General features: G+C 69.6%; 25 protein-coding genes. 2 read left to right on the plus strand and 23 right to left on the minus strand.

Going from position 1 to position 26,419, the window contains the following annotated elements; translation table 11 throughout:
• Nucleotides 1-4: 4 nt before the first annotated feature.
• The 10 genes from coaBC to pyrR form a co-directional block, all read right to left on the minus strand.
• Nucleotides 5-1,255: a bifunctional phosphopantothenoylcysteine decarboxylase/phosphopantothenate--cysteine ligase CoaBC gene (coaBC, locus tag E3O23_RS02175; RefSeq protein ID WP_134487649.1), complete on the minus strand. Its 1,251-nt coding sequence runs from the start codon at nucleotides 1,253-1,255 to the stop codon at nucleotides 5-7.
• Nucleotides 1,256-1,282: 27 nt separating this feature from the next.
• On the minus strand, nucleotides 1,283-1,540 hold the full coding sequence (gene rpoZ / locus E3O23_RS02180) for a DNA-directed RNA polymerase subunit omega (protein ID WP_092322037.1): 258 nt from the start codon (nucleotides 1,538-1,540) through the stop codon (nucleotides 1,283-1,285).
• Between the two features lie 87 nt (nucleotides 1,541-1,627).
• Nucleotides 1,628-2,548 (minus strand): guanylate kinase, encoded by a 921-nt coding sequence (gene gmk, locus E3O23_RS02185; protein WP_134487652.1) that lies wholly within the window; start codon nucleotides 2,546-2,548, stop codon nucleotides 1,628-1,630.
• The gene (gene pyrF, locus E3O23_RS02190) at nucleotides 2,541-3,428 is read right to left on the minus strand and encodes an orotidine-5'-phosphate decarboxylase (RefSeq protein WP_134487655.1); all 888 of its coding nucleotides are present in this window, start codon (nucleotides 3,426-3,428) and stop codon (nucleotides 2,541-2,543) included. The genes gmk and pyrF overlap by 8 nt, the downstream gene beginning before the upstream one ends.
• On the minus strand, nucleotides 3,425-6,724 hold the full coding sequence (carB, locus tag E3O23_RS02195) for a carbamoyl-phosphate synthase large subunit (RefSeq protein WP_134487658.1): 3,300 nt from the start codon (nucleotides 6,722-6,724) through the stop codon (nucleotides 3,425-3,427). The genes pyrF and carB overlap by 4 nt, the downstream gene beginning before the upstream one ends.
• Nucleotides 6,724-7,914: a glutamine-hydrolyzing carbamoyl-phosphate synthase small subunit gene (gene carA / locus E3O23_RS02200; RefSeq protein ID WP_174776581.1), complete on the minus strand. Its 1,191-nt coding sequence runs from the start codon at nucleotides 7,912-7,914 to the stop codon at nucleotides 6,724-6,726. Before carA ends, carB begins: the two co-directional genes overlap by 1 nt.
• 1 nt (nucleotide 7,915) lies before the next feature.
• Nucleotides 7,916-8,476 carry a PH-like domain-containing protein gene (locus E3O23_RS02205; RefSeq protein ID WP_134487660.1) on the minus strand — a complete coding sequence of 187 codons (561 nt, stop codon included), beginning with the start codon at nucleotides 8,474-8,476 and terminating at the stop codon, nucleotides 7,916-7,918.
• Nucleotides 8,469-9,821: a dihydroorotase gene (locus tag E3O23_RS02210; protein WP_134487663.1), complete on the minus strand. Its 1,353-nt coding sequence runs from the start codon at nucleotides 9,819-9,821 to the stop codon at nucleotides 8,469-8,471. Before E3O23_RS02210 ends, E3O23_RS02205 begins: the two co-directional genes overlap by 8 nt.
• Entirely contained in the window at nucleotides 9,822-10,772 is a 951-nt protein-coding gene (locus tag E3O23_RS02215) for an aspartate carbamoyltransferase catalytic subunit (RefSeq protein WP_134487666.1), read from the minus strand.
• Complete coding sequence (gene pyrR, locus E3O23_RS02220; protein ID WP_134487669.1) at nucleotides 10,769-11,314, minus strand: bifunctional pyr operon transcriptional regulator/uracil phosphoribosyltransferase PyrR; 546 nt, start codon at nucleotides 11,312-11,314, stop codon at nucleotides 10,769-10,771. The genes E3O23_RS02215 and pyrR overlap by 4 nt, the downstream gene beginning before the upstream one ends.
• Nucleotides 11,315-11,485: 171 nt before the next feature.
• Here pyrR and E3O23_RS02225 point away from each other — a divergent pair, with 171 nt between their 5' ends.
• Nucleotides 11,486-12,382, plus strand: a complete 897-nt coding sequence (locus tag E3O23_RS02225; RefSeq protein WP_134487672.1) for a hypothetical protein — start codon at nucleotides 11,486-11,488, stop codon at nucleotides 12,380-12,382.
• Nucleotides 12,383-12,390: 8 nt separating this feature from the next.
• Here E3O23_RS02225 and nusB read toward each other — a convergent pair whose 3' ends face one another.
• The 3 genes from nusB to E3O23_RS02240 form a co-directional block, all read right to left on the minus strand.
• Nucleotides 12,391-12,810 carry a transcription antitermination factor NusB gene (gene nusB, locus E3O23_RS02230; RefSeq protein WP_134487680.1) on the minus strand — a complete coding sequence of 140 codons (420 nt, stop codon included), beginning with the start codon at nucleotides 12,808-12,810 and terminating at the stop codon, nucleotides 12,391-12,393.
• A complete protein-coding gene (gene efp, locus E3O23_RS02235) occupies nucleotides 12,810-13,370 on the minus strand; it encodes an elongation factor P (RefSeq protein WP_134487683.1) in 561 nt (186 codons plus the stop codon). The genes nusB and efp overlap by 1 nt, the downstream gene beginning before the upstream one ends.
• A 176-nt stretch (nucleotides 13,371-13,546) precedes the next feature.
• Entirely contained in the window at nucleotides 13,547-13,984 is a 438-nt protein-coding gene (locus E3O23_RS02240) for a type II 3-dehydroquinate dehydratase (RefSeq protein ID WP_134487686.1), read from the minus strand.
• A gap of 88 nt (nucleotides 13,985-14,072) precedes the next feature.
• Between E3O23_RS02240 and E3O23_RS02245 the strand changes: the two genes are divergently transcribed.
• The gene (locus E3O23_RS02245; protein ID WP_134487689.1) at nucleotides 14,073-14,483 is read left to right on the plus strand and encodes an Hsp20/alpha crystallin family protein; all 411 of its coding nucleotides are present in this window, start codon (nucleotides 14,073-14,075) and stop codon (nucleotides 14,481-14,483) included.
• 52 nt (nucleotides 14,484-14,535) lie between these two features.
• Here E3O23_RS02245 and E3O23_RS02250 read toward each other — a convergent pair whose 3' ends face one another.
• From E3O23_RS02250 to alaS, 10 genes are all read right to left on the minus strand, one after another.
• The gene (locus E3O23_RS02250; protein WP_134487692.1) at nucleotides 14,536-14,946 is read right to left on the minus strand and encodes a DUF779 domain-containing protein; all 411 of its coding nucleotides are present in this window, start codon (nucleotides 14,944-14,946) and stop codon (nucleotides 14,536-14,538) included.
• Nucleotides 14,947-15,060: 114 nt separating this feature from the next.
• A complete protein-coding gene (exaC, locus tag E3O23_RS02255; RefSeq protein ID WP_134487695.1) occupies nucleotides 15,061-16,584 on the minus strand; it encodes an acetaldehyde dehydrogenase ExaC in 1,524 nt (507 codons plus the stop codon).
• 124 nt (nucleotides 16,585-16,708) lie between these two features.
• A complete protein-coding gene (locus E3O23_RS02260; RefSeq protein WP_134487698.1) occupies nucleotides 16,709-18,037 on the minus strand; it encodes a GAF domain-containing protein in 1,329 nt (442 codons plus the stop codon).
• Nucleotides 18,038-18,207: 170 nt separating this feature from the next.
• Nucleotides 18,208-19,326 (minus strand): 3-dehydroquinate synthase, encoded by a 1,119-nt coding sequence (gene aroB, locus E3O23_RS02265; protein ID WP_198415103.1) that lies wholly within the window; start codon nucleotides 19,324-19,326, stop codon nucleotides 18,208-18,210.
• On the minus strand, nucleotides 19,323-19,850 hold the full coding sequence (locus tag E3O23_RS02270) for a shikimate kinase (RefSeq protein WP_174776582.1): 528 nt from the start codon (nucleotides 19,848-19,850) through the stop codon (nucleotides 19,323-19,325). Before E3O23_RS02270 ends, aroB begins: the two co-directional genes overlap by 4 nt.
• Before the next feature lie 2 nt (nucleotides 19,851-19,852).
• Nucleotides 19,853-21,061 (minus strand): chorismate synthase, encoded by a 1,209-nt coding sequence (aroC, locus tag E3O23_RS02275; RefSeq protein WP_134487701.1) that lies wholly within the window; start codon nucleotides 21,059-21,061, stop codon nucleotides 19,853-19,855.
• A gap of 5 nt (nucleotides 21,062-21,066) precedes the next feature.
• Nucleotides 21,067-21,948 carry a shikimate dehydrogenase gene (locus E3O23_RS02280; protein ID WP_134487704.1) on the minus strand — a complete coding sequence of 294 codons (882 nt, stop codon included), beginning with the start codon at nucleotides 21,946-21,948 and terminating at the stop codon, nucleotides 21,067-21,069.
• Nucleotides 21,941-23,233: an endolytic transglycosylase MltG gene (gene mltG, locus E3O23_RS02285; RefSeq protein WP_241983281.1), complete on the minus strand. Its 1,293-nt coding sequence runs from the start codon at nucleotides 23,231-23,233 to the stop codon at nucleotides 21,941-21,943. Before mltG ends, E3O23_RS02280 begins: the two co-directional genes overlap by 8 nt.
• A 4-nt stretch (nucleotides 23,234-23,237) precedes the next feature.
• Nucleotides 23,238-23,729: a Holliday junction resolvase RuvX gene (gene ruvX, locus E3O23_RS02290; RefSeq protein ID WP_134487706.1), complete on the minus strand. Its 492-nt coding sequence runs from the start codon at nucleotides 23,727-23,729 to the stop codon at nucleotides 23,238-23,240.
• 4 nt (nucleotides 23,730-23,733) lie between these two features.
• Nucleotides 23,734-26,388, minus strand: a complete 2,655-nt coding sequence (gene alaS / locus E3O23_RS02295; RefSeq protein WP_134487709.1) for an alanine--tRNA ligase — start codon at nucleotides 26,386-26,388, stop codon at nucleotides 23,734-23,736.
• Nucleotides 26,389-26,419 lie beyond the last annotated feature (31 nt).

A 26,419-nucleotide genomic window follows, 5' to 3' on the forward strand; every position in this document is an offset into this window, starting at 1 on the left:
CTCGTCAATCGGAAGGATGGTGATCGGGCGTTCCGGCCTGGACGATCACGTCAAGAATGCAATTGGCCACCGACAGTTTCGTGCCGGAAGCCTCATTCACTATATCTCCGCGCCGATCGAGGACGACGATGTCGTTACTCTCCGTGGCGAAGCCCTGTGACCAGCCGACCCTGTTGAGGACGAGGTAGTCGCAGCCCTTCCGGGCGACCTTCTGCCGTCCGAGTTCCAGGCGTGCGGCGGGGTCGGCCTCGGTTTCGGCGGCGAAGCCGACGATGACGGCCGGACGCGGGACCGCCCGTGCCAGGCCGGCCAGGATGTCGGGGTTCTTGACCAGGTCGAGCCGGAACGTGTCGCCGGCCTCGTCTTTCTTGATCTTGTCTGCGCGGCGTTCGGCCGGCCGGTAGTCGGCGACGGCGGCGGCCATGATCACCACGTCGGCGGTCGCCGCGGCGGCCTCGACGGCCGCCTGGAGCTCGAGCGCGGTGCTGACCGGCCGCAGGTCGACGCCGGCCGGCGGCGGCACCTCGAGGTGGGCGGCGACCAGGATGACGGATGCTCCACGCGCCGCGGCGGCCTCGGCGAGGGCGACGCCCTGCCGGCCGCTGGAGCGGTTCCCGAGGTAGCGCACGGGGTCGAGCGGTTCGCGGGTTCCGCCGGCGCTGATCACGATCCGCCGGCCGGCGAGGTCCTGCCCGGCGAGGTCCTGGCGCGCGGAGCCGTCGTCGAGCAGGGCCAGGGCCGCGGCGACGATCGTGTCCGGTTCTTCCATCCGTCCGGCGCCGATGTCGGCGCCGGTGAGCTGGCCAACGCCGGGTCCGACGATCACGACGCCGCGCTCGCGCAGGGTCTTCACGTTGGCGACCGTGGCGGGGTTGTTCCACATTTCGGTGTGCATGGCCGGCGCGATCACGAGCGGAGCCGTGCTGGCGAGGATGGTGTTGCCCAGCAGGTCGTCGGCCAGGCCGGCGGCGAGCTTCGCGATGGTGTTGGCGGTGGCCGGGGCGACGACGATGAGGTCGGCCGACTGACCGATGGCCACATGGCGCACCTCGGCGACGCCCTCGTAGAGGTCGGTGTGCACGGGGTTCCGGGAGATGGCCTCGAGGGTCGGCTTCCCGACGAACCGGAGGGCCGCTTCGGTCGCGACGACGTGCACCGAGTGCCCGGCCAACACGAAAGCGCGCACGATGTTGACGGCCTTATACGCAGCGATGCCGCCGGTTACACCGACGACGATCGTGCGAGCTGACGACATCCTGCGCGCTCGAGCGTGGCGGAGCGGTTATTCGACGATCGGACGGGAGGTGAGCTTGTCCTCGTTGATTTCGCGCAGGGCGACGGAGAGCGGCTTGTCATCGACGGTCGAGTCGACGAGCGGTCCGACGTTGTCGAACAGGCTGCCTTCGTGCAGGTCCGCGTAGTAGTCGTTGATCTGGCGGGCACGCTTGGACGCGAAGATCACGAGGGCGTACTTGGAGTCGACCTTGGTGAGGAGGTCGTCGATGGGCGGGTCAATGATGCCTGTTAGCTTGGTGGCCATTGGGTCACACTCCTTTAGAGCTTTTCGTGCAGCGAAATGACTGCGTGCGCGTCAATTCTGACGCGAGGAAACGAGGTGAGACGGGCGCTACGAAACCGACTGCGCCCTGCGAGTCTGCATCAAGTCTACGACCTCTCGGGCCGCTTCGGCCACGTCGGTGTTCACGACGCTGTAATCGAACTCGCCCTGGGCGGCCAATTCGAGCTTCGCGGTCTCCAGCCGGCGGGCCTGTTCGGCGGAATCCTCGGTGTCCCGCCCGATCAGTCGGCGCACCAGTTCTTCCCAGCTGGGAGGCAGCAGGAAGACCAGCCGGGCCTCCGGCATGGCGCGGCGCACGGCCCTGGCCCCCTGGAGGTCGATCTCCAGGAGCACGCTGCGGCCGGCCTCGATGGCGTCGTCGACGGGACCGCGAGGCGTGCCGTACCGGTAGGCGTTGTGCACGGTCGCCCATTCGAGGAGGTCGCCCGCCTCGATCATCCGGTCGAATTCCGCATCGTCGACGAAGTAGTAGCTGACGCCCTCGACTTCACCGGGGCGCGGCTTGCGGGTCGTCGCGGAGACGGAGAGCAGCACCTCGGGGTAGTGCTCCCGGATGTAGTTCGCCACGGTGCCCTTGCCGACCGCGGTGGGTCCGGCGAGCACGACCAGGCGCGAGTCGGGGGCGCCGCGGCGTCCGGTCGGTTTGGTGGAGAGGAAGTCCCGCAGGCGCTCGCGCTGGTGGGTGCCGAGTCCGCCGAGGCGCTTCGACGGGGAAATCTCCAGCCGGTTCATGAGGCGGCGCATTTTGGTGACTCCGATCGAGGGGATGCTGACCAGCAGCTCGGTCACGCGCAGTCGGCCTTCGACCCCGGTCGGGTCCTTGACCGCGGCGGCGAGCACCTCGAGGGCGGTCCGCTGACCGGCCGCGACCTGGGCCTTGACGGCCGCTCTGGCGCGCCGGGCCGCGACGGCGGCGCGCGATGCCGCCACCCGGTCGACATCGGGTGGGATGGGGCGATTCTCAGCCACGGGCCGCTCCTGTTTCAGCTACTCGGCGCACGATCGCCTCGGCGAGCCGGTCGGGACCGGCCGCGAGCACGCTACGCGATTCACTCACGATAACGCTTCGAGCGTACCCGCCATACAGCAAGTCGATATTGGTGACGTCGGCGCCCTGGTGGCCAAAGCCCGGGGCGAGCACCGGGGTGAGCGCCGCCGACGGCGCTGCGGCGACGTCGATGCCGAAAACGGCGAGGTCGAGGGTCGCGCCGAGCACGACCCCGATCGAGCCGAGCGGCCCGGTCGTGGCCGCCGCGTTACGCTCCCCCACCTCGTCGAGGATCGCCCGGGCGACGCTCCGGCCGGCCCGGGCGCCGTCGGCGACGATGGCCCGCTGGATCACCGCGGCCTCCGGGTTCGAGGTCGCCGAGAGCACGAAGAGGCCCTTGCCGCCGGCCTCCGCGATCTCGATCGCGGCGTCGAGCGATCCGACGCCCATGTACGCGCTGACCGTGATGGCGTCCACTTCGAGCGGCGAACCGGGCGTGAGCCAGGCCTGGGCGTACGCTTCGGCGCTCGTGCCGAGGTCTCCCCGCTTGACGTCGCCGATGACGAGCAGTCCGGCCGACCGGGCATCCGCCAGGGTACGCTCCAGGGCCGCGTAGCCCGCGGAACCGAACCGCTCGAAGAACGCGATCTGCGGTTTGACGATCCCGACGCGGCCGGCGGCGGCCTCGACCACCGTGCGGCCGAACGCTTCTGCTCCCGCCGCGGAATCGGGCAGGTCCCAGTCGGCCAGCAGCCAGGCGTGCGGGTCGATGCCGACGCAGAGCTGCCCGTGCGCGGCGAACGCCTGCCCGAGGCGGTCGCCGAACGGGACGGGCGCGCCGGATGCCTCGCCTGGGGTCACAGCATTGCCGCCTGCAGCGCCGCCGCCCGGGTGCCCGCGTACTCCTGCAGCGAGGTCACCTCGAAGCCGTCCCGGATCGCGTCGATCGAGCCGACCGCCGCGCTGAGCTCGGCGATCGTGGTGAACAGGGGCAGGTCGCCGGCCACGGCGGCCGCACGGATCTCGTAGCCGTCGGCGCGGGCGGAGCGTCCGCTCGGCGTGTTGATGACGATGTCGACCTCTTCGCGCTGGATCAGTTCGACGATCGACACGTCGTCTTCGCCCTTCTCGCTGACCTTCGACACGACGCGGGCCCGGATGCCGTTGCGCTGGAGCACCTCGGCGGTGCCCTCGGTCGCCATGATCTCGAAGCCGAGCTGCTGGAACCGCAGCATGGGCAGGATGATGGCGCGCTTGTCGCGGTCGGAGACCGACACGAAGACGGTTCCGCTGAGCGGGATGCCGCCGTACGCGGCGAGCTGGCTCTTGGCGAAGGCGCGGGGGAAGTCGCGGTCGATTCCCATGACCTCGCCGGTCGAGCGCATCTCCGGGCCGAGCACGGAGTCGACGACGGTGCCGTCGTGGGTGCGGAACCGGTTGAACGGGAGCACGGCCTCCTTGACCGCGACCGGCGATTCCATCGGAACCCGGGAGCCGTCGATCAGCGGCAGCTTGCCCTCGGCCTTGAGCTCGGCGATGGTCGTGCCGACCATGATCAGCGCGGCGGCCTTGGCCAGGGTGATCCCGAGCGCCTTGGCGACGAAGGGCACGGTGCGCGAGGCGCGGGGGTTCGCTTCGAGCACGTAGAGCACGCCGGCGCCGATCGCGAACTGCACGTTGAGCAGGCCGCGCACGCCGATGCCCTTGGCGATGGCCAGGGTGGCCACGCGCACGCGGTCGATCTCGGCCCGGCCGAGGGTCACCGGCGGCAGGGTGCAGCTGGAGTCGCCGGAGTGGATCCCGGCCTCCTCGATGTGCTCCATCACGCCGCCGATGTACAGCTCGTGCCCGTCGTAGATGGCGTCCACGTCGATTTCGATCGCGTCGTCGAGGAACCGGTCGACGAGCAGCGGATGCGACGGGCCGATGATGCCCTGACCCTCCATCCGGGTGAAGTAGTCGGCCAGGGAGAGGCTGTCGTAGACGATCTCCATGCCGCGACCGCCGAGTACGTAGCTCGGGCGGACGAGCACCGGGTAACCGATCTCCTCGGCGACGACGACCGCGCCGGCGTAGTCGATCGCGGTGCCGTTGCGCGGGGCGAGCAGGTTCGCGGCGGCGAGGATGCCGGAGAACAGTCCACGCTCCTCGGCGAGGTCGATCGCATCCGGAGTGGTGCCGAGGATCGGGATGCCTTCCGCCTGGAGGCCCTTGGCCAGGCCCAGGGCGGTCTGCCCGCCGAGCTGCACGACCACCCCGACGAGTTCGCCGCTCTGGCTTTCGGCGTGGATGATCTCGAGCACGTCTTCGAGCGTCAGCGGCTCGAAGTAGAGCCGGTCGGAGGTGTCGTAGTCGGTGGACACGGTCTCCGGGTTGCAGTTGATCATGATGGTCTCGTAGCCGGCCTCGGACAGCGCGAAGGAGGCGTGCACGCAGGAGTAGTCGAACTCGACGCCCTGGCCGATCCGGTTCGGACCGGAGCCGAGGATGACGACCTTCTTCCGGTCGCTGGGCACGACCTCGGTCTCCTCGTCGTAGCTCGAGTAGTGGTACGGCGTGAGCGCGGGGAACTCGCCGGCGCAGGTGTCGACGGTCTTGAAGACCGGGCGCACGCCGAGGATGTGGCGCACCTTGCGCACGTCTGCCTCGCCGAAGCCGCGGAGTTCGCCGATCTGGGCGTCGGAGAAGCCGTGGTCCTTGGCGGTGCGGAGGATGTCCGTGTCGAGCCGTTCGGCGGAGGCGACCTCGTCGGCGACCTCGTTGATCAGCACGATCTGGTCGATGAACCAGGGGTCGATCTTCGTGGCCGCGAAGACCTGCTCCATGCTGGCGCCCTTGCGGAGCGCCTGCTGCACCGTGACGATGCGTCCGTCGGTGGGGATCTCCGCCGCGACGAGCAGCTCCTCGAGCGTGCGGGTCTCCGCGCCCCAGTGGAACGACGAGCCGCGCTTCTCCAGGGAGCGGAGCGCCTTCTGCAGGGCGGAGGCGTAGTTCCGGCCGATTGCCATGGCCTCGCCGACCGACTTCATGGTGGTCGTCAGGCGCTGGTCGGCGGCGGGGAACTTCTCGAACGCGAAGCGCGGAACCTTGACGACGACGTAGTCGAGCGTGGGTTCGAAGCTGGCCGGGGTGACCTTGGTGATGTCGTTGGGAATCTCGTCGAGGCGGTAGCCGAGGGCGAGTTTGGCCGCGATCTTCGCGATCGGGAAACCGGTCGCCTTGCTGGCCAGGGCCGAGGAGCGCGACACGCGCGGGTTCATCTCGATCACGATGACGCGGCCGGTGGCCGGGTCGATCGCGAACTGGATGTTGCAGCCGCCGGTGTCGACGCCCACGGCGCGGATGATGTCGATGCTGATGTCGCGCAGGTGCTGGTACTCGCGGTCGGTCAGGGTGAGCGCCGGCGCGACGGTGATCGAGTCGCCGGTGTGCACGCCGACCGGGTCGACGTTCTCGATCGAGCAGACGACGACGGTGTTGTCGGCCGTGTCGCGCATCATTTCGAGTTCGTATTCCTTCCAGCCGAGGATGGACTCCTCCAGGAGCACCTCGCTGGTGGGGCTGTGGTGCAGGCCGTCGCCGACGTAGCGGCGCAGTTCGACCTCGTCGTAGGCGAAGCCGGAGCCGAGCCCGCCCATGGTGAACGAGGGGCGCACGACGAGCGGGTAGCCGAGGTCGCCTGCGAACCCGACGGCCTCCTCGATCGTGTGGGCGATGTGCGACCGGGCGACGTCGGCGCCGGCGTCGAGGACGAGCTGCTTGAAGACCTGGCGGTCCTCACCCTTCTGGATTGCCTCGAAGCTCGCGCCGATCAGCTCGACGTTGTACTTTTCGAGGATGCCTCGTTCGTGCAGCTGGATGGCCGCGTTCAGGGCCGTCTGCCCGCCCAGGGTCGGCAGGATGGCATCCGGACGCTCCTTGGCGATGATGGTCTCGAGGATCTCCGGGGTGATCGGCTCGATGTAGGTGGCGTCAGCGAAGTCGGGGTCGGTCATGATCGTGGCCGGGTTGGAGTTGACCAGGATGACCCGGACGCCCTCCTCGCGGAGCACCCGGCAGGCCTGGGTGCCCGAGTAGTCGAACTCGCAGGCCTGGCCGATCACGATCGGGCCGGAGCCGATGACGAGGACGCTGTTGATGTCGTCGCGCTTGGGCATTATTTGTTGTCTCCTGCTCCGGCGGCCTTGTGGTGGGCGAGCACCACATCCCTGAACCGATCGAAAAGGTAGTTGGCGTCGTGCGGCCCGGAGGCGGCCTCCGGGTGGTACTGCACCGAGAACGCGGGAATGTCGAGGCAGCGGATGCCTTCGACCACGTTGTCGTTGAGGCTGTAGTGGCTCACTTCCACCCGGCCGAAGCCGGTGCGGGATTCGTGCACGCCCTCGGTGGGCATGTCGACGGCGAAGCCGTGGTTCTGGGAGGTGATCTCGACCTTGCGGGTGGTCTTGTCGAGCACGGGCTGGTTGATCCCCCTGTGGCCGAAGGGCAGCTTGTAGGTGCCGAAGCCGAGCGCGCGGCCGAGCAGCTGGTTGCCGAAGCAGATGCCGAAGTACGGCACGCCGGCCCGGAGCACCTCCTGCAGCAGCTTCACGTGGGCGTCCGAGGCCGCCGGGTCGCCGGGGCCGTTGGAGAAGAACAGCGCGGAGGGCTCCAGCGAGAGCACGTGCTCCGAGGTGACCGACTGCGGCAGGACGAGGACCTCGAAGCCGCGTTCGGCCAGGAAGTTGAGGGTGGAGGTCTTCACGCCGAGGTCGAGCACGGCGACCGAGCCGATCCGCTCCCCCACCGCCGGGATGGAGTACGGCTCGACCGTGGACACCGCGTCGGACAGGTTGCGCCCGCGCATCGAGGCCGTCCGGCGCACCTGCTCGAGCTGCTCGCCGTCGGAGAGTTCGAAGGCCTCGCCGGAGAAGATGCCGGCGCGCATCGCGCCCTCGGAGCGGATGTGGCGGGTGATCGCCCGGGTGTCGATGCCGCTGATGCCGACGACGCCGCCGGATTCGAGGTCGTCGTCGAGGCTCCGCTGGGAGCGGAAGTTCGACGTGACCCGGGAGGGCTCCCGCACGACGAAGCCGGCCACCCAGATCTTGCGGGATTCCATGTCTTCGTCGTTGGCGCCGGTGTTGCCGATGTGCGGCGCGGTCATCAGGACGATCTGGCCGGCGTAGGACGGGTCGGTCAGGGTCTCCTGGTAGCCCGTCATCCCGGTGGCGAACACGATCTCACCGAAGGTTTGGCCTCGGCTGCCGTAGGCGCGGCCGACGTAGCGCCGGCCGTCTTCGAGCACGAGCACGGCCGGCGCCTTCACGGCGCCCGCCCGGTCGGCTGTTTCTGCAGGATTGGCCATGTCAGGCCTCGCTTTCGTCGCGTGCAGCCGGGCCGGTGGCGTCGGCTGCGATGGATCGGATCGCATCAGTGATGCGGTCGCGATCGATGGGGTCGGGGATGCGGAAGTAGCTGTCGACGGAGATGTCCTCGCCGGGCTTCGGTGCGGGTGCGTTCTCTGGCCGGTGCAGGCGCCAGCCCAGCAGCAGCAGCCCGTCGGTCTCGACCACGCGGTCGATGGTCATGGTGGCGGGGGTGAGCAGCTCGATCGCCGCGGCCGGGATGAAGACCGGCTCCTCGCCGGCCAGGCTGAGGTCCACTCCCGCGGCGGTGACCGTGAGCCGGGCCCTGGCGCGGAAACCCAGTCCCCGGATCGCGAGCCGTTCGAGCGGGCGGGCGCGGGGCGTGGTGGCCACGTACAGCACGGGCGCCGAGGCGATCACGGGGGCGTCGGCGCCGGTACCCGGGTGGCCGGCCGCCAGGCCGGCATCCCGGCGGGTGCGCGCCCGCCAGCTCCGCCACATGAGCGCGACGATGCCGAGCAGCACGACGACGACGACGACGGTGGGGGCGACCCTATCCATGGCCGACCTCCGACCGCGCGGCCGCGACCTCGGCGGCCGGGAGCAACGCGCCGTCCAGCACCGTCGGGTATCCCTGGTGGAAGGTGGCCTGCACCCGGCCGGGCAGCGTCATCGCCAGGTAGGGCGAGTTCACGCCCTTGCCGGAGAGGTCACCGGTTCCGAACACCCGGCTGGCCGAGGGGTCGTAGAGCGTGAGCTCGGCGGGTGCGCCCACCTCGGTGCGCCGGCCCTGGCCGTCCAGACGGCCGATCCGGGCGGGGGTGTGCGAGAGCACCCGGGCCACGTCGGCCCAGTCGAGGTGGCCGTTTGCCACGACGGAGGCGTGCACGACGGAGAGGGCGGACTCGAGCCCGACCATGCCGTTGGCGGCCGCATCCCATTCGCAATCCTTCGCCTCGGTCGGGTGCGGCGCGTGGTCGGTGGCGACGATGTCGATGGTGCCGTCGGCGAGGCCGGCGCGCAGGGCCTCGACGTCTTCCCGGCGGCGGAGCGGCGGGTTGACCTTGAACCGCGCGTCGTAGCCGACGACGAGTTCCTCGGTGAGCAGGAGGTGGTGCGGGGTGACCTCTGCTGTGACGTTGATGCCGCGGGCCTTGGCCCAGCGGATGACGTCGACCGAGCCGGCGGTGGAGACGTGGCAGACGTGCAGGCGGGAACCGACGTGTTCGGCCAGGAGCACATCGCGGGCGATGATCGACTCCTCCGCGACGGCCGGCCAGCCGGTGAGGCCGAGCTCGGCCGACAGCGCGCCCTCGTTCATCTGCGCCTTCTCGGTGAGGCGGGGGTCCTGGGCGTGCTGGGCGATGACGCCGTCGAAGGCCTTCACGTACTCGAGGGCGCGGCGCATGATGAGCGGATCGGCCACGCAGGATCCGTCATCGGAGAAGACCCGCACCCGGGCGCGGCTGGCCGCCATGGCGCCGAGCTCGGCCAGTTGCCGGCCGGCCAGGCCCACGGTTACGGCGCCGATCGGCTGCACGGTGACGTAGCCGGCCTGCTCGCCGAGGGCGAGCACCTGCTCGACAACGCCGGCCGTGTCCTGCACCGGTGAGGTGTTGGCCATCGCGAACACGCTGGTGAACCCTCCCCTGGCCGCGGCCTGGCTGCCGGTCAGCACGGTTTCGCTCTGCTCAGATCCGGGCTCACGCAGGTGGGTGTGCAGGTCGACGAGGCCGGGCAGGGCGACGAGCCCGTCGGCGTCGATCGGGCTCGCACCGGCCCGAGACAAACCCGACCCGAGCTCGGCGACGCGGCCGCCGGCGAGCAGGATGTCGCTGCGGGTACCGTCCGGCAGGGTCGCTCCCCGGATCAGGTACTCCACGTTGTCGGCGCGTTCCTTCGGCATCTATGAATCCTCCCGGTCACCGGACAAAAGCAGGTACAGCGCGGCCATCCGCACCGACACGCCATTCGCGACCTGTTCGAGCACGGTCGACCGGGCCGAATCGGCCGCGGCAGACGATATTTCCAGGCCGCGATTCATCGGGCCGGGGTGCATGACAATGCTATCCGCCCGGAGCCGGGCGAACCGCTCGTCGTCGAGCCCCCAGCCGCGGGCATACTCCCGCGGGTTGGGGAAGAAGGAGGCGCTCATCCGCTCGGCCTGGATGCGGAGCATCATGATCACGTCGGGGCCGGCGTCGATCGCGGCGTCGAGGTCGAAGCCGAAGGTCGCCGGCCAGGCGGACGTGTCCGCAGGCAGGAGCGTCGGCGGTGCGACGAAGCCGACCTGGGCGCCGAGGGTGGTGAGCAGCCACAGGTTCGACCGGGCGACGCGGGAGTGCAGGACGTCCCCGACGATGGTCACGGTGACACCGTCGAGGTCCCGGCCCCGCGAGGCGGCCCCGTGCAGGCGCCGGCGGATGGTGAAAGCGTCCAGCAGGGCCTGGGTCGGGTGTTCGTGGGTGCCGTCGCCGGCGTTGATGATGCCCGCGTCGATCCAGCCGCTCTCCGCCAGCACGAGCGGCGCCCCGGAGGCGTGGTGGCGGATGACGACGCCGTCGGCGCCCATCGCGGCGAGGGTCTGGGCGGTGTCCTTGAGGCTCTCGCCCTTCGACACGCTCGATCCCTTGGCGCTGAAGTTGATCACATCGGCGCTGAGCCTCTTCGCCGCGGCCTCGAAGGAGATCCGGGTGCGGGTGGAGTCCTCGAAGAACAGGTTGACGACGGTCTTGCCGCGCAGGGTCGGGAGCTTCTTCACCTCGCGGCCTGCGACATCCGCCATGTCCTCGGCGATGTCGAGGAGCACGATGGCCTCGTCCCGGCTGATCGTCTTGGTCGACAGGAGGTGCCTCATGCGCCGTTGCCTCCTTCGATACTGACGAATTCGTCGCCGTCTGTCTCGGTCAGGTGCAGGTTGATCCGCTCCTCGGTCGAGCTGGGCAGGTTCTTGCCGACGAAGTCGGCCCTGATCGGCAGTTCCCGGTGGCCGCGGTCGACGAGCACGGCCAGGCGCACGATGCTCGGGCGGCCGTGGTCGCCGAGCGCGTCGAGGGCGGCGCGGATGGTGCGGCCGGAGTAGAGCACGTCGTCGACGAGCACGACGGTCTTGCCGTCGATGCTGCCGGGCACCTGGGTCGGCGCGGGGGTGCGGGTGCGGGTGCGGGACAGGTCGTCGCGGTAGAGGGTGACGTCGAGGGAGCCGACGCGGACATCCGTCGCGCTGGGCTCGATCCTCTGGATGGTCTCGAAGATGCGGCGGGCGAGCACGACCCCGCGGGTGGGGATGCCGAGGATGACGAGGTTGTCCGGCCCCCGATTGGACTCGAGGATCTCGTGCGAGATCCGAGTCAACGCTCGGGTGATGTCAGCCTGGGTGAGCACGGTGCGTGCCATCAAACCGACCTCCTTCCCCGTCTCACAGGACGGCTGTTAAAGGATGTCTATTTCTGCCCATGAGCCTAGCACCTGCGCGGCCGCGCCCTAGCCGGTGTGACGGCCCGCGGTTAAGCTGCGGGCATCGACGTACACATCCTTCGAGAGCCGGAGCTGCAGGAAGCAGGTGGCGCCATGTCGACATCGAATCACGAGGCCCGGGGGCCGTCACCGGTCGCCTCCGAAGTGGGGGCGCCGGCCGGCCCGATCAGTTTTGTCCGGCGCCGCGAGATCGAGGAGGTCCATCGCGAGCTCGAGCTCCCCGGCCCCGATCCGCTGCCCACACTGGAGCGCATCCACAAGTACAAGGACGCGATCTTCTCCCAGTATTTCCGGGAGCGGCCGGAGTTCGCCCTGGCCTGGCCGGACAGCCTGTACATCCCCGCGGACGCCGACTACAAGCGCTATTGGATTGCCGCGCCTCCGGCCAGCCACCGATACCGGTACCACTGGGTGAACACCGTCAACGGGCAGCCGTCCGGAAGCGCCGCGTCGGAGGCGACGGGCAACCTGTTCAGCTGGGTCAACGTGTCCGGGCTGAACCCGGGCTACATCGGCTTCGCGGGCACGGGGGTCAGCGTCGTGCCCCAGGCGACCCTGTCCTACGTGAAGGTGAGCGCGGACATCGACGCGGTGACCGAGAGCCGCTGGTGGTTCATGCCCGGCACGACCGCCGGCTTCGCCAACTTCAGCTACCGCGGCACGGCCTACGTGGCCGGCTGGGAGGTCGACCCGGTGACCGGGCAGTGGCAGCTGCTCAAGCCCTTCGGGTCGCGCACCCTGTTCAAGGCGGACGAGAGCGGACAGGGCGGATCGGCGATCAACTCGCAGGTGCACGCCTTCACCGACCTGTCGGCCACCCTGCAGCTGCAGGGTGGGCACAACTATGCGATCGGGGTGGCGTTCGAGGTCGAGATCACCTTCGACTGCCGTGACCGGATCGGTCGCCCGTACAAGAAGCAGCCAGGGGACGACATCAAGCTGTGGGCGTCGATCGCCGGCACCGTCGCCAGCATCACCGTGTCGACCTGACCGGGCCCCTACGCGGACGGGGCGGTCTGCGCGATCCGGCCGAGGAGTCCGTTGACGAACCCGGCGGAGTCATCCGTCGACAGCACCTTCGCGGCCTCGACGGCCTCGTCGATGGCCACCGCGTGCGGCACCGCGTCGTTGTAGAGGATTTCCCAGATGCCGATCCGCAGGATGGCCCGGTCGATGATCGGCATCCGCGACAGGGTCCAGCCCTGCGAGTAGGTCTCGATCAGTTCGTCGATCTCTTCACGGTGGTCGACGATGCCGTCGACGATCTCCCGCGCGTACAGCCAGGAGGCCTGCCGCGCGGGCTCACTGGACGCGCGCTCTGCCTCGGCCGCGAGCGACTCGGGGATGGAGATCTGCCGAACGTCGGCGACGTAGAGGATGTCGATGGCTCGCTTGCGCGCTTTGGTACGGGCGCTCACTAGTTGACGCGGCCCAGGTAGTCACCGGTGCGGGTGTCGACCTTGACCTTGGTGCCCTGCTCGAGGAACAACGGAACCTGGATCTCGTAACCGGTCTCGACCGTGGCGTTCTTGGTGCCGCCGGTCGAGCGGTCGCCCTGCAGGCCTGGCTCGGTGTAGGTGATCTCGAGCACGACGGATGCCGGCAGCTCGACGTAGAGCGGGTTGCCGTTGTGCAGCGCGATGGTCACCATCTGGTTCTCGAGCATGAAGTTCACCGCGTCGCCCACAACGGCTGCCGGGACGTGGATCTGGTCGTAGTCGGAGACGTCCATGAACACGTAGGAGTCACCGTCGGCGTACAGGTACTGGAAGTCCTGGCGGTCGACGTTCTCGGTTTCGATCTTGGCGCCGGCGTTGAAGGTGCGGTCGACGGTCTTGCCGCTGACGACGTTCTTCATCTTGGTGCGAACGAACGCACCACCCTTGCCCGGCTTGACGTGCTGGAACTCGATGACGGCCCAGAGCTGGCCATCGATGTTGAGGACGACGCCATTTTTGATGTCGGCGGTAGATGCCATGGGGAGGGTAATCCGTTCAATTGGGAAGGTGCGCGGCCGATTCGGCCTCAAACGAGCATAGTTGCCCATCCTGAAAGCGCCAAAGGCGCCCCCGCGCTCCCCGCGAAACCGCAGTTGTGCGCGCTAAAACACGCGGATATCGCGCACGACTGCGGTTTCGCGGGGGCTAGCGGGGTTTAGCGGGGCGAGGTGAGGTAGTTCAGGGCGAGGCGGTAGGAGTCGAAGCCGAGGCCGGCGATCACGCCGGTGGCGACGGCGCTGACGACGCTCGTGTGCCGGAACGTCTCCCGGGCGTGCGGGTTGGAGAGGTGCACCTCGATCAGCGGCACGCCGGCCTTGGTGACCAGGGCCGCGGCATCCCGCAGCGCGTAGCTGTAGTGCGTGAACGCGGCCGGGTTCAGGATGACGGGCGTGCCGGCGTCGACGGCCTCGTACAGCCAGTGGATGAGCTCGGCCTCGTCATCGGTCTGGCGCAGGTCGACCGTGACTCCGGCGGGGGCGGATGCGCTCAGCAGGGCCCGCAGTTCGTCCAGGTCGGCCGACCCGTAGACATCGGGTTCCCGGCTGCCGAGGCGCCCGAGGTTCGGGCCGTTCAGGACGAGGACTGTGCTCATTCCCACAGCCTAGGGCAGCGGGCGGCGGGGCACTGCGGCATGACGGCACCGGGGGTACTGTGTGCTCCACCAAACGAAGGAGACCACCATGGCCGGACTAGCACGACGCGAAAAATTCGACATGCCGGAGCCCTTCCGGCGATTCCTCGAGGGCGACTGGGACAACGCCTCGATGAAGGTGGAGGAGTTCCGCGACGGCAACACCCTCGTCGTCAAGGCGGAAATGCCCGGCATCGACCCGGAGAAGAATGTCGACATCTCGGTGAGTGACGGCGTGCTGCACATCCAGGCCGAGCGCGAGGAGAAGAGCGAGCAGAAGCTGAAGGACGGCTACCGTACGGAGTTCCGTTACGGGTCCTTCACCCGGGACATCCCCCTGCCGGTGGGCTGCAAGGAAGAGGACGTGACGGCGACCTACCGCGACGGGGTGCTCGAGGTGCGGATTCCCGTTCCGGAGAAGAGCACGACCTCGTCGAAGATCCCGGTGTCCCGGGGCTAGCGCCCCAGGCTGGCAGGACCGGGGCGCTGCACCAGTCCCCGGGCCACCCGACTCAGTCGAACGAGGTCATCAGCCGGGACCGGATCAGGAAGCGGACCCCGCGCGGAGCCTCGGCGGAGAACCCGCTTCCCCGGCCGGGGACGACATCCACGGTGAGGAAGGTGTGGCTCCAGTACTCGAACTGCTCGGCCGACATCCAGAAGTCGATCGGCTGCGCGTCGCTCCCGGGCCTCGCGATGTCGAGCCGGCCGAGCAGGACGTCCCGGTCGGAGGTGATGAACTCTCCCGCCGGGAAGCACATCGGGGAACTGCCGTCGCAGCATCCGCCCGACTGGTGGAACATGAGCGGCCCGTGCTCGTCCCAGAGGCTGCGCAGCAGGTCAACGGTGGCGGGCGTGAACTCGACCCGCGGGCGGGTCTCGCCGGCGATGGTGATGGATGCCGTGACGGTCGTGTCGGACATGGCCTGGCCCTCCTCGGGCGAGAGAATGCGGCTGAACTGCGGTCCTGCGAGCTGCGGTCCTGGGCGAGGGGACCGCCGGCGACGTGGGCCGCCGGCGGTCCGGGATCGCAAGGGTTAGAAGAAGCCCAGGGCGTTCTCCGAGTAGGACACCAGCAGGTTCTTGGTCTGCTGGTAGTGGCCGAGGGCGAGCTTGTTGTTCTCGCGCCCGATCCCCGAGCTCTTGTAGCCGCCGAAGGCCGCCCCGGCCGGGTAGGCGTGGTAGTTGTTGACCCACACCCGGCCGGCCTGGATGTCCCGCCCGGCCCGGTAGGCCACGTTGCCGTTGCGCGACCACACGCCGGCACCGAGTCCGTACAGGGTGTCGTTGGCGATCGAGATGGCGTCGTCGTAGTCCGTGAAGCTCGTCACCGCGAGCACCGGGCCGAAGATCTCCTCCTGGAACAGGCGCATCTTGTTGTGGCCCTCGAAGATCGTGGGCTGCACGTAGTAGCCGCCGCTGAGGTCTCCGCCGAGGTCGACCCGCTCGCCGCCGAGGGCGAGCTTCGCGCCCTCCTGCTTGCCGATATCGATGTAGGAGAGGATCTTCTCGAGCTGGTCGTTGCTGGACTGGGCGCCGACCTGGGTGTCCGTGTCCAGCGGGTTGCCCTGGACCGCCTTGCGGGTGCGCTCGACCGCGTCGGCCAGGAAGCTGTCGTAGATCGGCTTCTGCAGCAGCGCGCGGCTGGGGGCCGTGCAGACCTCGCCCTGGTTGAAGGCGAAGAGCACGAAGCCCTCCTGCGCCTTGTCGTAGAACGCGTCCTTCTCCTGGGCGACGTCGCTGAAGAAGATGTTCGGGCTCTTGCCGCCCAGCTCGAGGGTCGACGGAATGATGTTGGCGCTGGCGTACTGCATGATCAGGCGACCGGTCGACGTCTCGCCGGTGAAGGCGATCTTGCGGATCCGGTTCGACGATGCGAGGGGCTTGCCGGCCTCGATGCCGAAGCCGTTGACCACGTTGACGACGCCGGCGGGCAGCACATCGCCGATCAGTTCGAGCAGGACGAGGATCGACACGGGGGTCTGCTCGGCGGGCTTGAGCACGACGGTGTTGCCGGCGGCCAGTGCGGGCGCCAGCTTCCAGACGGCCATCAGGATCGGGAAGTTCCACGGGATGATCTGCCCGACGACGCCGAGCGGCTCGTGGAACTGGTAGGAGACCATGTCACCGTCGAGTTCGGCGTGGTCGCCGTCCTGGGCGCGGATCGCGGAGGCGAAGTAGCGGAAGTGGTCCGAGGCGAGCGGGATGTCGGCGTTCAGCGTCTCGCGCACCGGCTTGCCGTTGTCCCAGGTCTCGGCGACCGCGAGGAGTTCGAGGTTCGCGTCGATCACGTCGGCGATCTTGTTGAGGACCGCGGCGCGGGTCGTGGCCGAGGTCTTGCCCCAGGCCGGCGCGGCCTTGTGGGCGGCGTCCAGCGCCAGTTCGATGTCCTCGGCGGTGCCGCGGGCGACCTCGGCGAAGGCCTTCCCGGTGACCGGCGAGATGTCTTCGAAGTACTGTCCCTTGACCGGTTTGACCCATTCACCGCCGATCCAATTCTCATAGCGGGGCTTGAAGGTGACCTTCGAGTCGGGTGTTCCGGGGGCTGAATAGACGGTCATGGCGCTCCTTTGTCGACGACGGTGTCGATGCACGCAGCGTCAGCTGCGGCTCTCCTCGGAGCCTAGGGAGGCAAACGTTGCCCCGGGGTTGCGAAAAGTTGCGGGGTTGCGAGAGGTTGCGCGCCTAACCGAGCTCGGCGTCGATCCGCTTCAACCGGGCCACGACGGTGGCTCGTTTCGGCGACCGGGCGGGCAGCATTTCCAGGCAGGCGCGCCAGACCTCGGTGTCGTAGGTGGCCTCTTCCGTGCGGGCGTACTCGAGCAGGAGTTCGGCGGAGGCGTCACTGAGCATGGCCTCGCGGAGCCGCGAACTGACCTCGGCCCGGATGGCGGCGACGCCCGGAGCCGTGGAACTCGGCAGCACCGGCCCGCGGTAGGCCCCGAGCGCCACCCGGTGGGCGCCGCGTTCGAGGAAGGCGAGCACCCGCTGCGCGTCCAGTTCGATCGGTGTATCGAGCCGGTACGGCCGGGAGCTGATGGTGAAGGTGGGGCCGAGCGGATCGAGGGCCTTGCGCAGCCGCACCATTTCGGCACGGAGGGTGTCGACGCCGGCCGCCTGGTCGCTCAACAGGAGGGCGAGCCGTTCGGCGGAGAGGCCCTCCCGGTGCCAGGCGAGCAGGGTGAGCATCTCGGCGTGGCGGGGGCTGACCTCGAGGGTGGCGCCGCCGAGCTCGAGCTGGCCGTGGTCCCGGCCGAGCACCTGCAGCCCCGCTGGCGCGGCCTTCCGCGGCGGCGGCGGCGCCAGGGCCACCTGGAAACGGGCGGCTGTGCCGCGGTCCGGCGGCAGCCCGAGGCGCTGGATCCGGAGTTCCGCCTCGACGGCGGCGACGGCGGCCTCGACGAGGGGCAGCGTCTGCGGCGCGACCGCCTCGTCCCCGCCGGTGATGTCGATGACGCCGAGCACGGCGCCCGAGTCCGGGTCGCGGATCGGCACGGCCGTGCAGCTCCACGGATGAGCCAGCTGGTTGAAGTGCTCGGCCCGCTGGATTTGGATCCCGTGGTTCAGGGCCAGCGCCGTGCCGGGGGCGCTGGTTCCGACCCGGCGTTCCGACCAGTCGGCGCCCTCGACGAAGAGCATCGCCTCGGCCTTCTGCCGGAGCACGTGGTCGCCGTCGATCCAGAGCAGCCGCCCCGATTCGTCGCCGACGGCCACGATCAGCCCCGCCTCGAAGGCGTGCCGGATCAGCAGGTTGTGCACGACGGGAAGAACCGACGCCAGCGGATGCCGCCGGCGAAGCTCCCGAAGCTGTTCCGCGGTCAGTTCCGGCTCGGCACCGGCCAGCGACGGGTCCACCCGATGCGAGAGCGAACGCTGCCAGGACTCCTGCACGAGTTTGCGCACGCCGGTCGCGGCGGCACGGTCGGAGACCGCGGCCTCGTGGGCCTTCGCCAGCAGCGCGAAGGAGTCCCGCTCGGACTCGACCGGGGAACGGACCGTCCATGGACTGGTCATTCACCCCTCCGTTCTCACTGGTCGACGGCGAGGAGGCCAGCGCCATCGCTCGGGGTCACCATCGTATGCCACGACGCCGACCCGCACACTCGCCGAACCGTGAGTTTGGCACCTTCCCGGGCCCAGCGAAGGTGCAAAACTCACAGTTCGGCGAAGGAAGGTGGCGGGAGTTAGGAGCCGATCTCCTGGTAGGCGGCGAAGAGCAGCGACGTGTCGGGGGCCTCGAGCACCGTCGGCTTGCCGATGTCGTCGAGCACGATGAAGCGCAGCATGCCGCTGCGGGTCTTCTTGTCCCGCTGCATCGTCGCCAGCAGCGTGCTCCACCGGCCGACCGGGTAGCTGACCGGGAGGGTGAGCGATTCCAGGATGCGCCGGTGCCGGTCGGTGGCCTCGTCGGAGAGGCGGCCGCTCAGCCGGGCGAGCTCCGCGGCGAACATCATGCCGACCGCGACGGCCGCCCCGTGCCGCCAGCCGTACCGCTCGGCGTGTTCGACGGCGTGGCCGAGCGTGTGGCCGTAGTTGAGGATCTCGCGCCGGCCGGACTCCTTGAAGTCCTCCCCCGTGATCCGCGCCTTCATCTCGATGGCCAGTTCGACCACCCGGCGGAACTGCGGGGTGTGCGGGTCGGTCACGGCGGCGACATCCGCCTCGATGATGTCGAGGATCTCGGGGACCTGGATGAAGCCGGCCTTCACGATCTCGGCGAACCCGGCGAGGATTTCGTTCCGCGGCAGGTCGTCGAGCACGTCGAGGTCGCAGATCACGGCCGCGGGCGCGTAGAACGTGCCCACCAGGTTCTTGCCCTCGGCCGTGTTGATGCCGTTCTTGCCGCCGACGGCGGCGTCGACCATGCCGAGCACGCTGGTGGGCACCTGGACCAGGCGCACTCCCCGCAGCCAGGTCGCGGCGACAAAGCCGGCCAGGTCGGTCACCGCGCCGCCGCCGAAGCCGATCACGGCATCCGTGCGGCTGAAGTCGGCCTGGCCCATGACCTGCCAGCAGAATGCGGCCACCTCGACCCGCTTGGCGGCTTCCGCGTCCGGCACCTCGGCGATCAGGACCTCGTAGCGATCGAGCAGGCTTTCCCGCAGCGCCACGGCACGCGCCCCGAGCGTGGAGGTGTGCACGATGAGCACCTTGCGCACGTCGGCGCCGAGCTGGTCGGCGACGCCCGCGACCAGGCCGCGCCCGATGAGGACGGGGTAGCGCTCCGGCCCGCTCACCGTGATCACGGTGGTGTCGGCGCCCGCGGTGGGGATGGTGGGTTCGGGTGCTGCTGTTTCGGTCACGATTTCTCTCTGGTCCAGGTCACGATGTCGTCGGCGATGTCGCCGACCGAACGGGTCGATGTGTCGAAGTGGATGTCGGCCAGGGACTCGTAGACCGGGCGGCGTTCGTCGAAGATGCGCTGCCAGTCCTCGATGCCGTTCGCGAGCAGCGGGCGCTTGCGTCCGCGGATGCGCTTGGCCGCCGCGGCCGCGTCGACGCTGAGGTAGACCACGCCGCACCGGCCCAGGTCGGCCCGGGTCTCGCCGTCGAGCACGGCTCCCCCGCCGAGGGAGACGACGGCCTCTTCGGCCAGGGCCTCCGCGACGACCTCACGTTCGATCACCCGGAAGTATTCTTCACCCTCGCGGGAGAAGATCTCGGCGATCGGACCGTACCGGTCCACGATGCGCTGGTCGGTGTCGATGAACGGGACAGACAGGCCACGGGCGACGCGCCGGGCGATCTTCGTCTTGCCCGCCGCCATCGGGCCGATGAAGGCCAGGGGCAGGGCGAGCGGGTCCGGCGACCCTCCTGGTGCCCGCATGGCTACAGCGACGCGTCGCTGGACGCGCCGGTCTTCAGGTTGGCCGGGATGTTCGCGAGGTAGTTCGCCAGGTTCCGCCTGGTCTCGCCGAGGGAGTCTCCCCCGAACTTCTCGAGCACGGAGTTGGCGATGACCAGGGCGACCATCGCCTCGGCGACGACGCCGGCGGCGGGGACCGCGCACACGTCGGAGCGCTGGTGGTGCGCGGGGGCGGCCTCGCTGGTGGCGACGTCGACGGTGCGGAGGGCGCGCGGGATGGTGGAGATCGGCTTCATGCCGGCTCGGACCCGCAGCACGGTGCCCGTGCTCATTCCGCCCTCGGTGCCGCCGGCCTTGTCGCCGGCCCGCTGGATGACGCCGTCGGACTGGACGAGTTCGTCATGGGCGAGCGACCCGCGCCGGGTGGTGCTGAGGAAGCCGTCGCCGACCTCGACGCCCTTGATCGCCTGGATGCCCATCAGCGCCGCGGCGAGCTGGGAGTCGAGGCGGCGGTCCCAGTGCACGAAGGAGCCGAGCCCGGGGGGAAGGTTGTAGGCGAGCACCTCGACGACGCCGCCGAGGGTATCCCCGTCCTTGTGGGCGGCATCGACCTCGGCGACCATCAGCGCGGATGTCTCCGCGTGGAAGCAGCGCAGCGGGTCGGCGTCGAGCGCGTCGACGTCGCTCGGGTGCGGCAGCGGGGCACCCTCGGGCACCCGGACCGGGCCGATCGACAGCGTGTGACTGACCAGGGTGATACCGAGTTCCGCCAGGAACGCGCGGGCGACCGCGCCCAGGGCGACCCGGGCGGCCGTTTCGCGGGCGCTCGCCCGCTCGAGGACCGGACGGGCCTCGTCGAAGTCGTACTTCTGCATGCCCACGAGGTCGGCATGGCCGGGCCTCGGCCGGGTGAGCGGCGATCCGCGGCCGCGGGACAGGGCGGCGGGGTCGACCGGCTCTGGACTCATCACCTCCGACCACTTGGGCCACTCGGTGTTCCCGATGCGCAGGGCGACCGGGCCACCCATGGTGAGCCCGTGGCGCACCCCGCCGGAGAGGGTGAGCTCGTCCTGCTCGAATTTCATGCGGGCGCCTCGGCCGTAGCCGAGTTTGCGGCGCGCGAGGTCGAGGCGGATATCGGTGAGGGAGACCGGGATCCCAGCGGGCAAACCCTCGACAATGGCGATGAGTTCGGGGCCGTGGGACTCTCCGGCTGTGAGCCAACGAAGCATGACCCCTATCCTTCCACAGGCTCCTCACCCAGCGCGCCGCGCATGGACTGCAGGACCTCGTCTTCCCGGGGCAGCGGTTCGAACGGATCGCCGCTCACGAAGACGCGCACCTGGATGAGCGCCTGGTGCAATAGCATCCCGAGGCCCGAGCACACGGTGCCCCCGGCCGCTGCCCAGGACCTGGCCAGCGAGCTCGGCCACGGCGAGTAGCTCACGTCGAACAGGACGGCCCGGCTGCGCAGGTCGGCCGGGAACTCGGCGGCCAGGACCGGCCCGCCCGGCAGCGTGCTGATCACGAGGTCGCTCTGCCGTTCCGGGTCGGCCAGGCTGGTGAGGTTCGCCACCGTGACGACCAGTCCGACGCTGTGGCCCAGCTCGACCAGGGGTGCGGCCTTCGACGGCGTGCGCACGATCACTTCCACGGATTCCGCTCCCAGTTCGGCGGCGGCCAGGAGCGCCGACGCGGCGGTGGCGCCGGCGCCGAGCAGCGTGACGTGCGTGGCGCGGGTGACGCCGGCGTCGGCGAGGGCGCGGACGAGTCCGGTGACATCCGTGTTGAACCCGGTCAGGGTGCGCCCGGTTTCGGTCTGCCCGACGAGGACGGTATTGGCCGCCTTCGTGACGGTGGCCATCCGGTCGAGGCCGTTCAGCAACGGCATGACCTCGTGCTTGAGCGGCATGGTGAGCGAGAGTCCGCGCCAGTCGGGCTCGAGGCCGGCGAGGAACGCCGCGAGCTCCCCCGCGCGCACCTCGATGGCGTCGTACCGCCAGTTGAGGCCCAGGGCTGCGTAGGCGGCCCGGTGGAGCGCCGGGGACTGGGAGTGTGCGATCGGCGAGCCCAGCACGGCGAGGCGCTGGACCGGCTGGTTCGGCAGTTCGTTAGCCATATTCGGGGTGGTCCTTCATCCAGGCCAGCCATTTGGCGACGGCGACTTCGTGATCCTTGAGCGTGGCCGAGAAGATCGTCTCGCCCGTGTCGAGGTTCCAGGACACGAAGTATAGCCAGGGCCCGTCGGCGGGGTGCAGGGCCGCGTCGATGGCCAGGTCCCCTGGATTCGAGATCGGCCCGGCCGGGAGCCCGGGGTGCACGTAGGTGTTGTACGGGTTGCCCGCGTCGGCGCGCTCGGAATCCGTCGTGGTGGCCAGGTGGGTGTTGCCCGTGCGGTAGGTCACGGTCGCGTCGGACTGGAGCAGCCCGCTCGGCCACAGCTGGGGGTTGAGCCGGTTGTAGAAGACCCGCGAGACCTTGTAGTAATCCTCGCGGAGCCCCGCCTCCCGTTGGATCAGCGCAGCCATGGTGATCGTCGTCCATCGCTTGTCCGCGGTCACCCCGGCATCGTCGAGAGCCTTGAACTGCCGGTCGACGAGGGTCTTGATGGCATCGTGGGCGGTCACGCCGGGCGTGAAGTTGTAGGTCGCCGGGAAGACGAATCCCTCCAGGCTGGTCGCCTCGGCGGGCAGGCCGAAGGAGGCGACGTCTTTCGCCGCGGCCTGAATGTCGGCCAACGGAACCTCCGTGCCCTCGGAGAGCGACTGCAGGGCGACGGCCGCGGTGGTGCCCTCGGGGATGACGACGGTGTGTTCGAGCTTGTTCTTCTTGTCGAGCAGCGCGTCGAGCGCCGAGCGGGCGCTCATCTTCGTGGCCAGCTGATACGCGCCGGGCTGGAAGACCGGTGCCGGTGATTCGGCGAGCAGCAGCTTGTAGAAGGCCGCGTAGCTCTTGACCACATCCGCCTTCGCCAGGGCAGCGGCGACGTCCTCCCCGGTGTCGCCCTCGTGGATCATCACGACGAGTTCCTTGTCGCCGGTGCCCTCGTAGTCGGCCGGTCCCTGGGTGGCGGCGAAGAGCTGGGCGATCGGCCCCTGCAGGATGACCGCCGCGACCGCGAGGAGCGCGACGAACACGAGCAGCACGGCCAGGCAGCCCCACGCTCCGCGGCGGCTCCTGACCACCCGTCGCGGCCCGGTGGGCGCCTCGGCGCGGCCACCGGACCGGCCGCCGCGGGACTCCCGGGCGGCCCGGCGCGAACCGGCGGCGTCGGCGGGTGTCGAAGCGGATGCCGCTCCGGGACCGCCGCCCTGCGTCTCCGTCGCCCCGGTCAGGAGGTCTTCCCAGCCGCTGGTCGGATCGTCACCGGACGAACGATCGGGCTCGGGTGGGGTCTGCGACACGGTGTTACGGCCTTTCGAGCGGGTCGGCGGACGGCTCTCTCGTCGGATCAACGGGCGTGCCGGGGGGCTTGCCCGAGGCTCGCTCGGTGTCCAGAGCGTGTTGCAGAATTATAGTCGCGGCCACCTGATCGATCACTGGGCGGTGGGTCCTGGCCTTGCGCCCGGAGGCCCGCAGGACCGATTGCGCGGCGACGGTCGAGAGGCGCTCGTCCACCAGCCGCACGGGCACGGGCAGGGCCCGGTGCAGCTCCTCCGCGAAGCCGATCGCGTCGGTCGTCGAGGCCGTCGTCCGGCCCGAGAGCGCCAGCGGCAGGCCGACGATGACCTCCATCGCCTCGAGTTCGCTCACGACGGCGAGGATCCGGGCGATGTCGGCTCCCGCTTGGCCGCGGGTGACGGTTTCGACCGGTGTCGCGAGCATGCCGTGGGCGTCGCTCCGGGCGACCCCGATCCGGGCGGTGCCGACGTCGACCCCGACCCGCACGCCGTGACGCACGCGCTTAGCGGGCCACGGCCGTGCGAACGGCTTCGAGGGCGCTGGGGATCGCGGCGACGTCGGTGCCGCCGCCCTGTGCGAGGTCGTCCTTGCCGCCGCCGCCGCCGCCGAGGATCCCCGCGACCTGCCTGGCCAGCGCCCCGGCCTTGTGGCCGGCGTCGCGGGCGGCCTGGTTGGTGGCGACGATCACGACCGGCTTCTCACCGACCGTCGCGGCGAGGGCCACGATCGACGGCTCGCTGCCGAGCCGCTCCCGGGTGGCCGTGACGAGCATCCGCACGTCGTCGGCGGAGGCGAGGGTGCCCAGGTTCTCCGCCACGAGCGTGACCGCCCCGGCCCGGGCCGCCGTCGCCGCGAGGGCGGGGACGCGGTCGGAGAGGGCGCGTGCCTCGTAGGCGGCGATCTTCTTCTCGGCGGCCTTGAGGTTCTGCATCAGGTCGTTGATCCGCTCCGGCAGCTGCTCCTTGGGCGTCTTCAGGTTCGCGGTGAGCTGCGAAACGATCGCCCGTTCGGCGGCCAGGTCCCGGAACGCCTCGAGCCCGACGAGCGACTCCACTCGGCGGTTCGTCGAACCGACGGATGCCTCGCTGACCAGGTTGATCATGCCGATCTCCGCGCTCGTGGAGACGTGGGTTCCGGCGCAGAGCTCGCGCGACCAGGGGCCGCCGATGTCGACAACGCGCACGCGGTCGCCGTACTTCTCGCTGAACAGCGCCATGGCGCCGAGGGCCTTGGCGTCGGTGAGGTTCATTTCCCGGGTGACCACCTCGAGGTTGTCCCGGATGGCGTTGTTCGAGATCTCCTCGATCTCGCTGCGGGTCGCCGGGGACAGCGCCTGGTTCCAGGAGAAGTCGAGACGGAAGAACCCGGCCTTGTTGTAGGAGCCGGACTGGTGCGCGTTCGGGCCGAGCACCTGGCGGAGGGCGGCGTGCAGGATGTGCGTGCCGGAGTGAGCCTGGCGCGCCCCGCGGCGCCAGTCGGCGTCGACGACGCTGGTCGCGCTGTCGCCAACGCCGACCTCGCCGGAGCTGACCCGCACCTTGTGGCTGATCAGGCCGGCGACGGGCTTCTGCACGTCGAGGACCTCGAGCTCGTAGCCGGGGCCGACGATCAGGCCCGCGTCGGCCTCCTGGCCACCGGATTCGGCATAGAGCGCGGTCTCGGCGAGGACCACCTCGGCGATCTCACCGGCCACGGCACTGGTCACGGAAACGCCGTCGACGATGAGGCCGAGCACGCTTGATTCGGTCTGCAGGCTCTCATAGCCGGTGAAGACGGTCGCGCCGTGGGCGCGGAACTCGCTGTAGACGGACAGGTCGGCGAGGGTGGTCTTCTTCGCCTTCGCGTCGGCCTTGGCCATGGCGCGCTGCTTCGCCATCAGCGTGTCGAAGGCGTCGCGGTTGACGCGGAGGCCCGCCTCTTCGGCCATCTCGAGGGTGAGCTCGATCGGGAAACCGTAGGTGTCGTGCAGCAGGAACGCGGTGTCGCCGGGCAGTTCGGCCTTCGCCGCCTTCCTCGTCTTCGCGACGGCGAGGTCGAGCACAGCGCTGCCGCTGGTCAGGGTGCGGAGGAAGGTCTCCTCTTCGGCGTACGCGGCCTGGCTGATCCGGTCGTAGTCGGCCTTGACCTCGGGGTACGCGGCGCTCATCGCGTCCCGGGACGCGGGGAACAGCTCGGGGAACGTCGCCCCTTCGACGCCGAGGAGGCGCATGGCGCGGACGCTGCGGCGCATCAGGCGGCGCAGGATGTAGCCGCGGCCCTCGTTGGACGGCATGACGCCGTCGCTCATCAGCATCAGCGAGGAGCGCACGTGGTCGGCGACGATGCGCATCCGCACGTCGTCTTCATGGTCGGCGCCGTAGGCACGCCGGGCGAGCGCGGCGGCGCGGTCGAGGACCGGGCGGACCTGGTCGATCTCGTACATGTTCTCGACGCCCTGCTTGAGGAAGGCGACGCGCTCCAGGCCCATGCCGGTGTCGATGTTCTTCTTCGGTAGGTCGCCGAGGATCTGGAAGTCGTCCTTGCCGCTGCCCTCCCCGCGGAGGTACTGCATGAAGACGAGGTTCCAGATTTCGACGTAGCGGTCGTCGTCGGTGGCCGGGCCGCCGTCGGCGCCGTAGGCGGGGCCGCGGTCGAAGAAGATCTCCGAGCACGGGCCGGCCGGGCCGGGCTGGCCGGTCGACCAGTAGTTGGATTCCTTGCCGAGGCGCTGGATGCGGTCGGCCGGCACGCCGAGCGCGCGCCAGTAGCCGAACGCCTCGTCGTCGTCGAGGTAGATCGTGACCCAAAGGTCCTTCTCGAGGAAGCCGTAGCCGCCCGCCGCCTCCGGCGTGGTGAGGAGTTCCCAGGCGTACTGGATCGCCTTCTCCTTGAAGTAGTCGCCGAAGGAGAAGTTGCCGGCCATCTGGAAGAAGGTGCCGTGGCGGGGGGTCTTGCCGACCTCTTCGATGTCGTTGGTGCGGATGCATTTCTGCACGCTGGTGGCGCGCGGGTAGGGCGGCGGCACCAGGCCGGTCAGGTACGGCACGAACGGGACCATGCCGGCCACGGTAAAGAGGAGGGTGGGGTCGTCGCTGACGAGGGAGGCCGACGGCACGACCGTGTGTCCACGATCGGCGAAGAAGTCGAGCCAGCGCCCGCGAATATCAGCAGTCTGCATGGGTTCCGTTGCTATGAGTGGAGCGAAAGGT

The sequence above is a fragment of the Cryobacterium tagatosivorans genome (assembly GCF_004402215.1).
Classification (GTDB): domain Bacteria; phylum Actinomycetota; class Actinomycetes; order Actinomycetales; family Microbacteriaceae; genus Cryobacterium; species Cryobacterium tagatosivorans.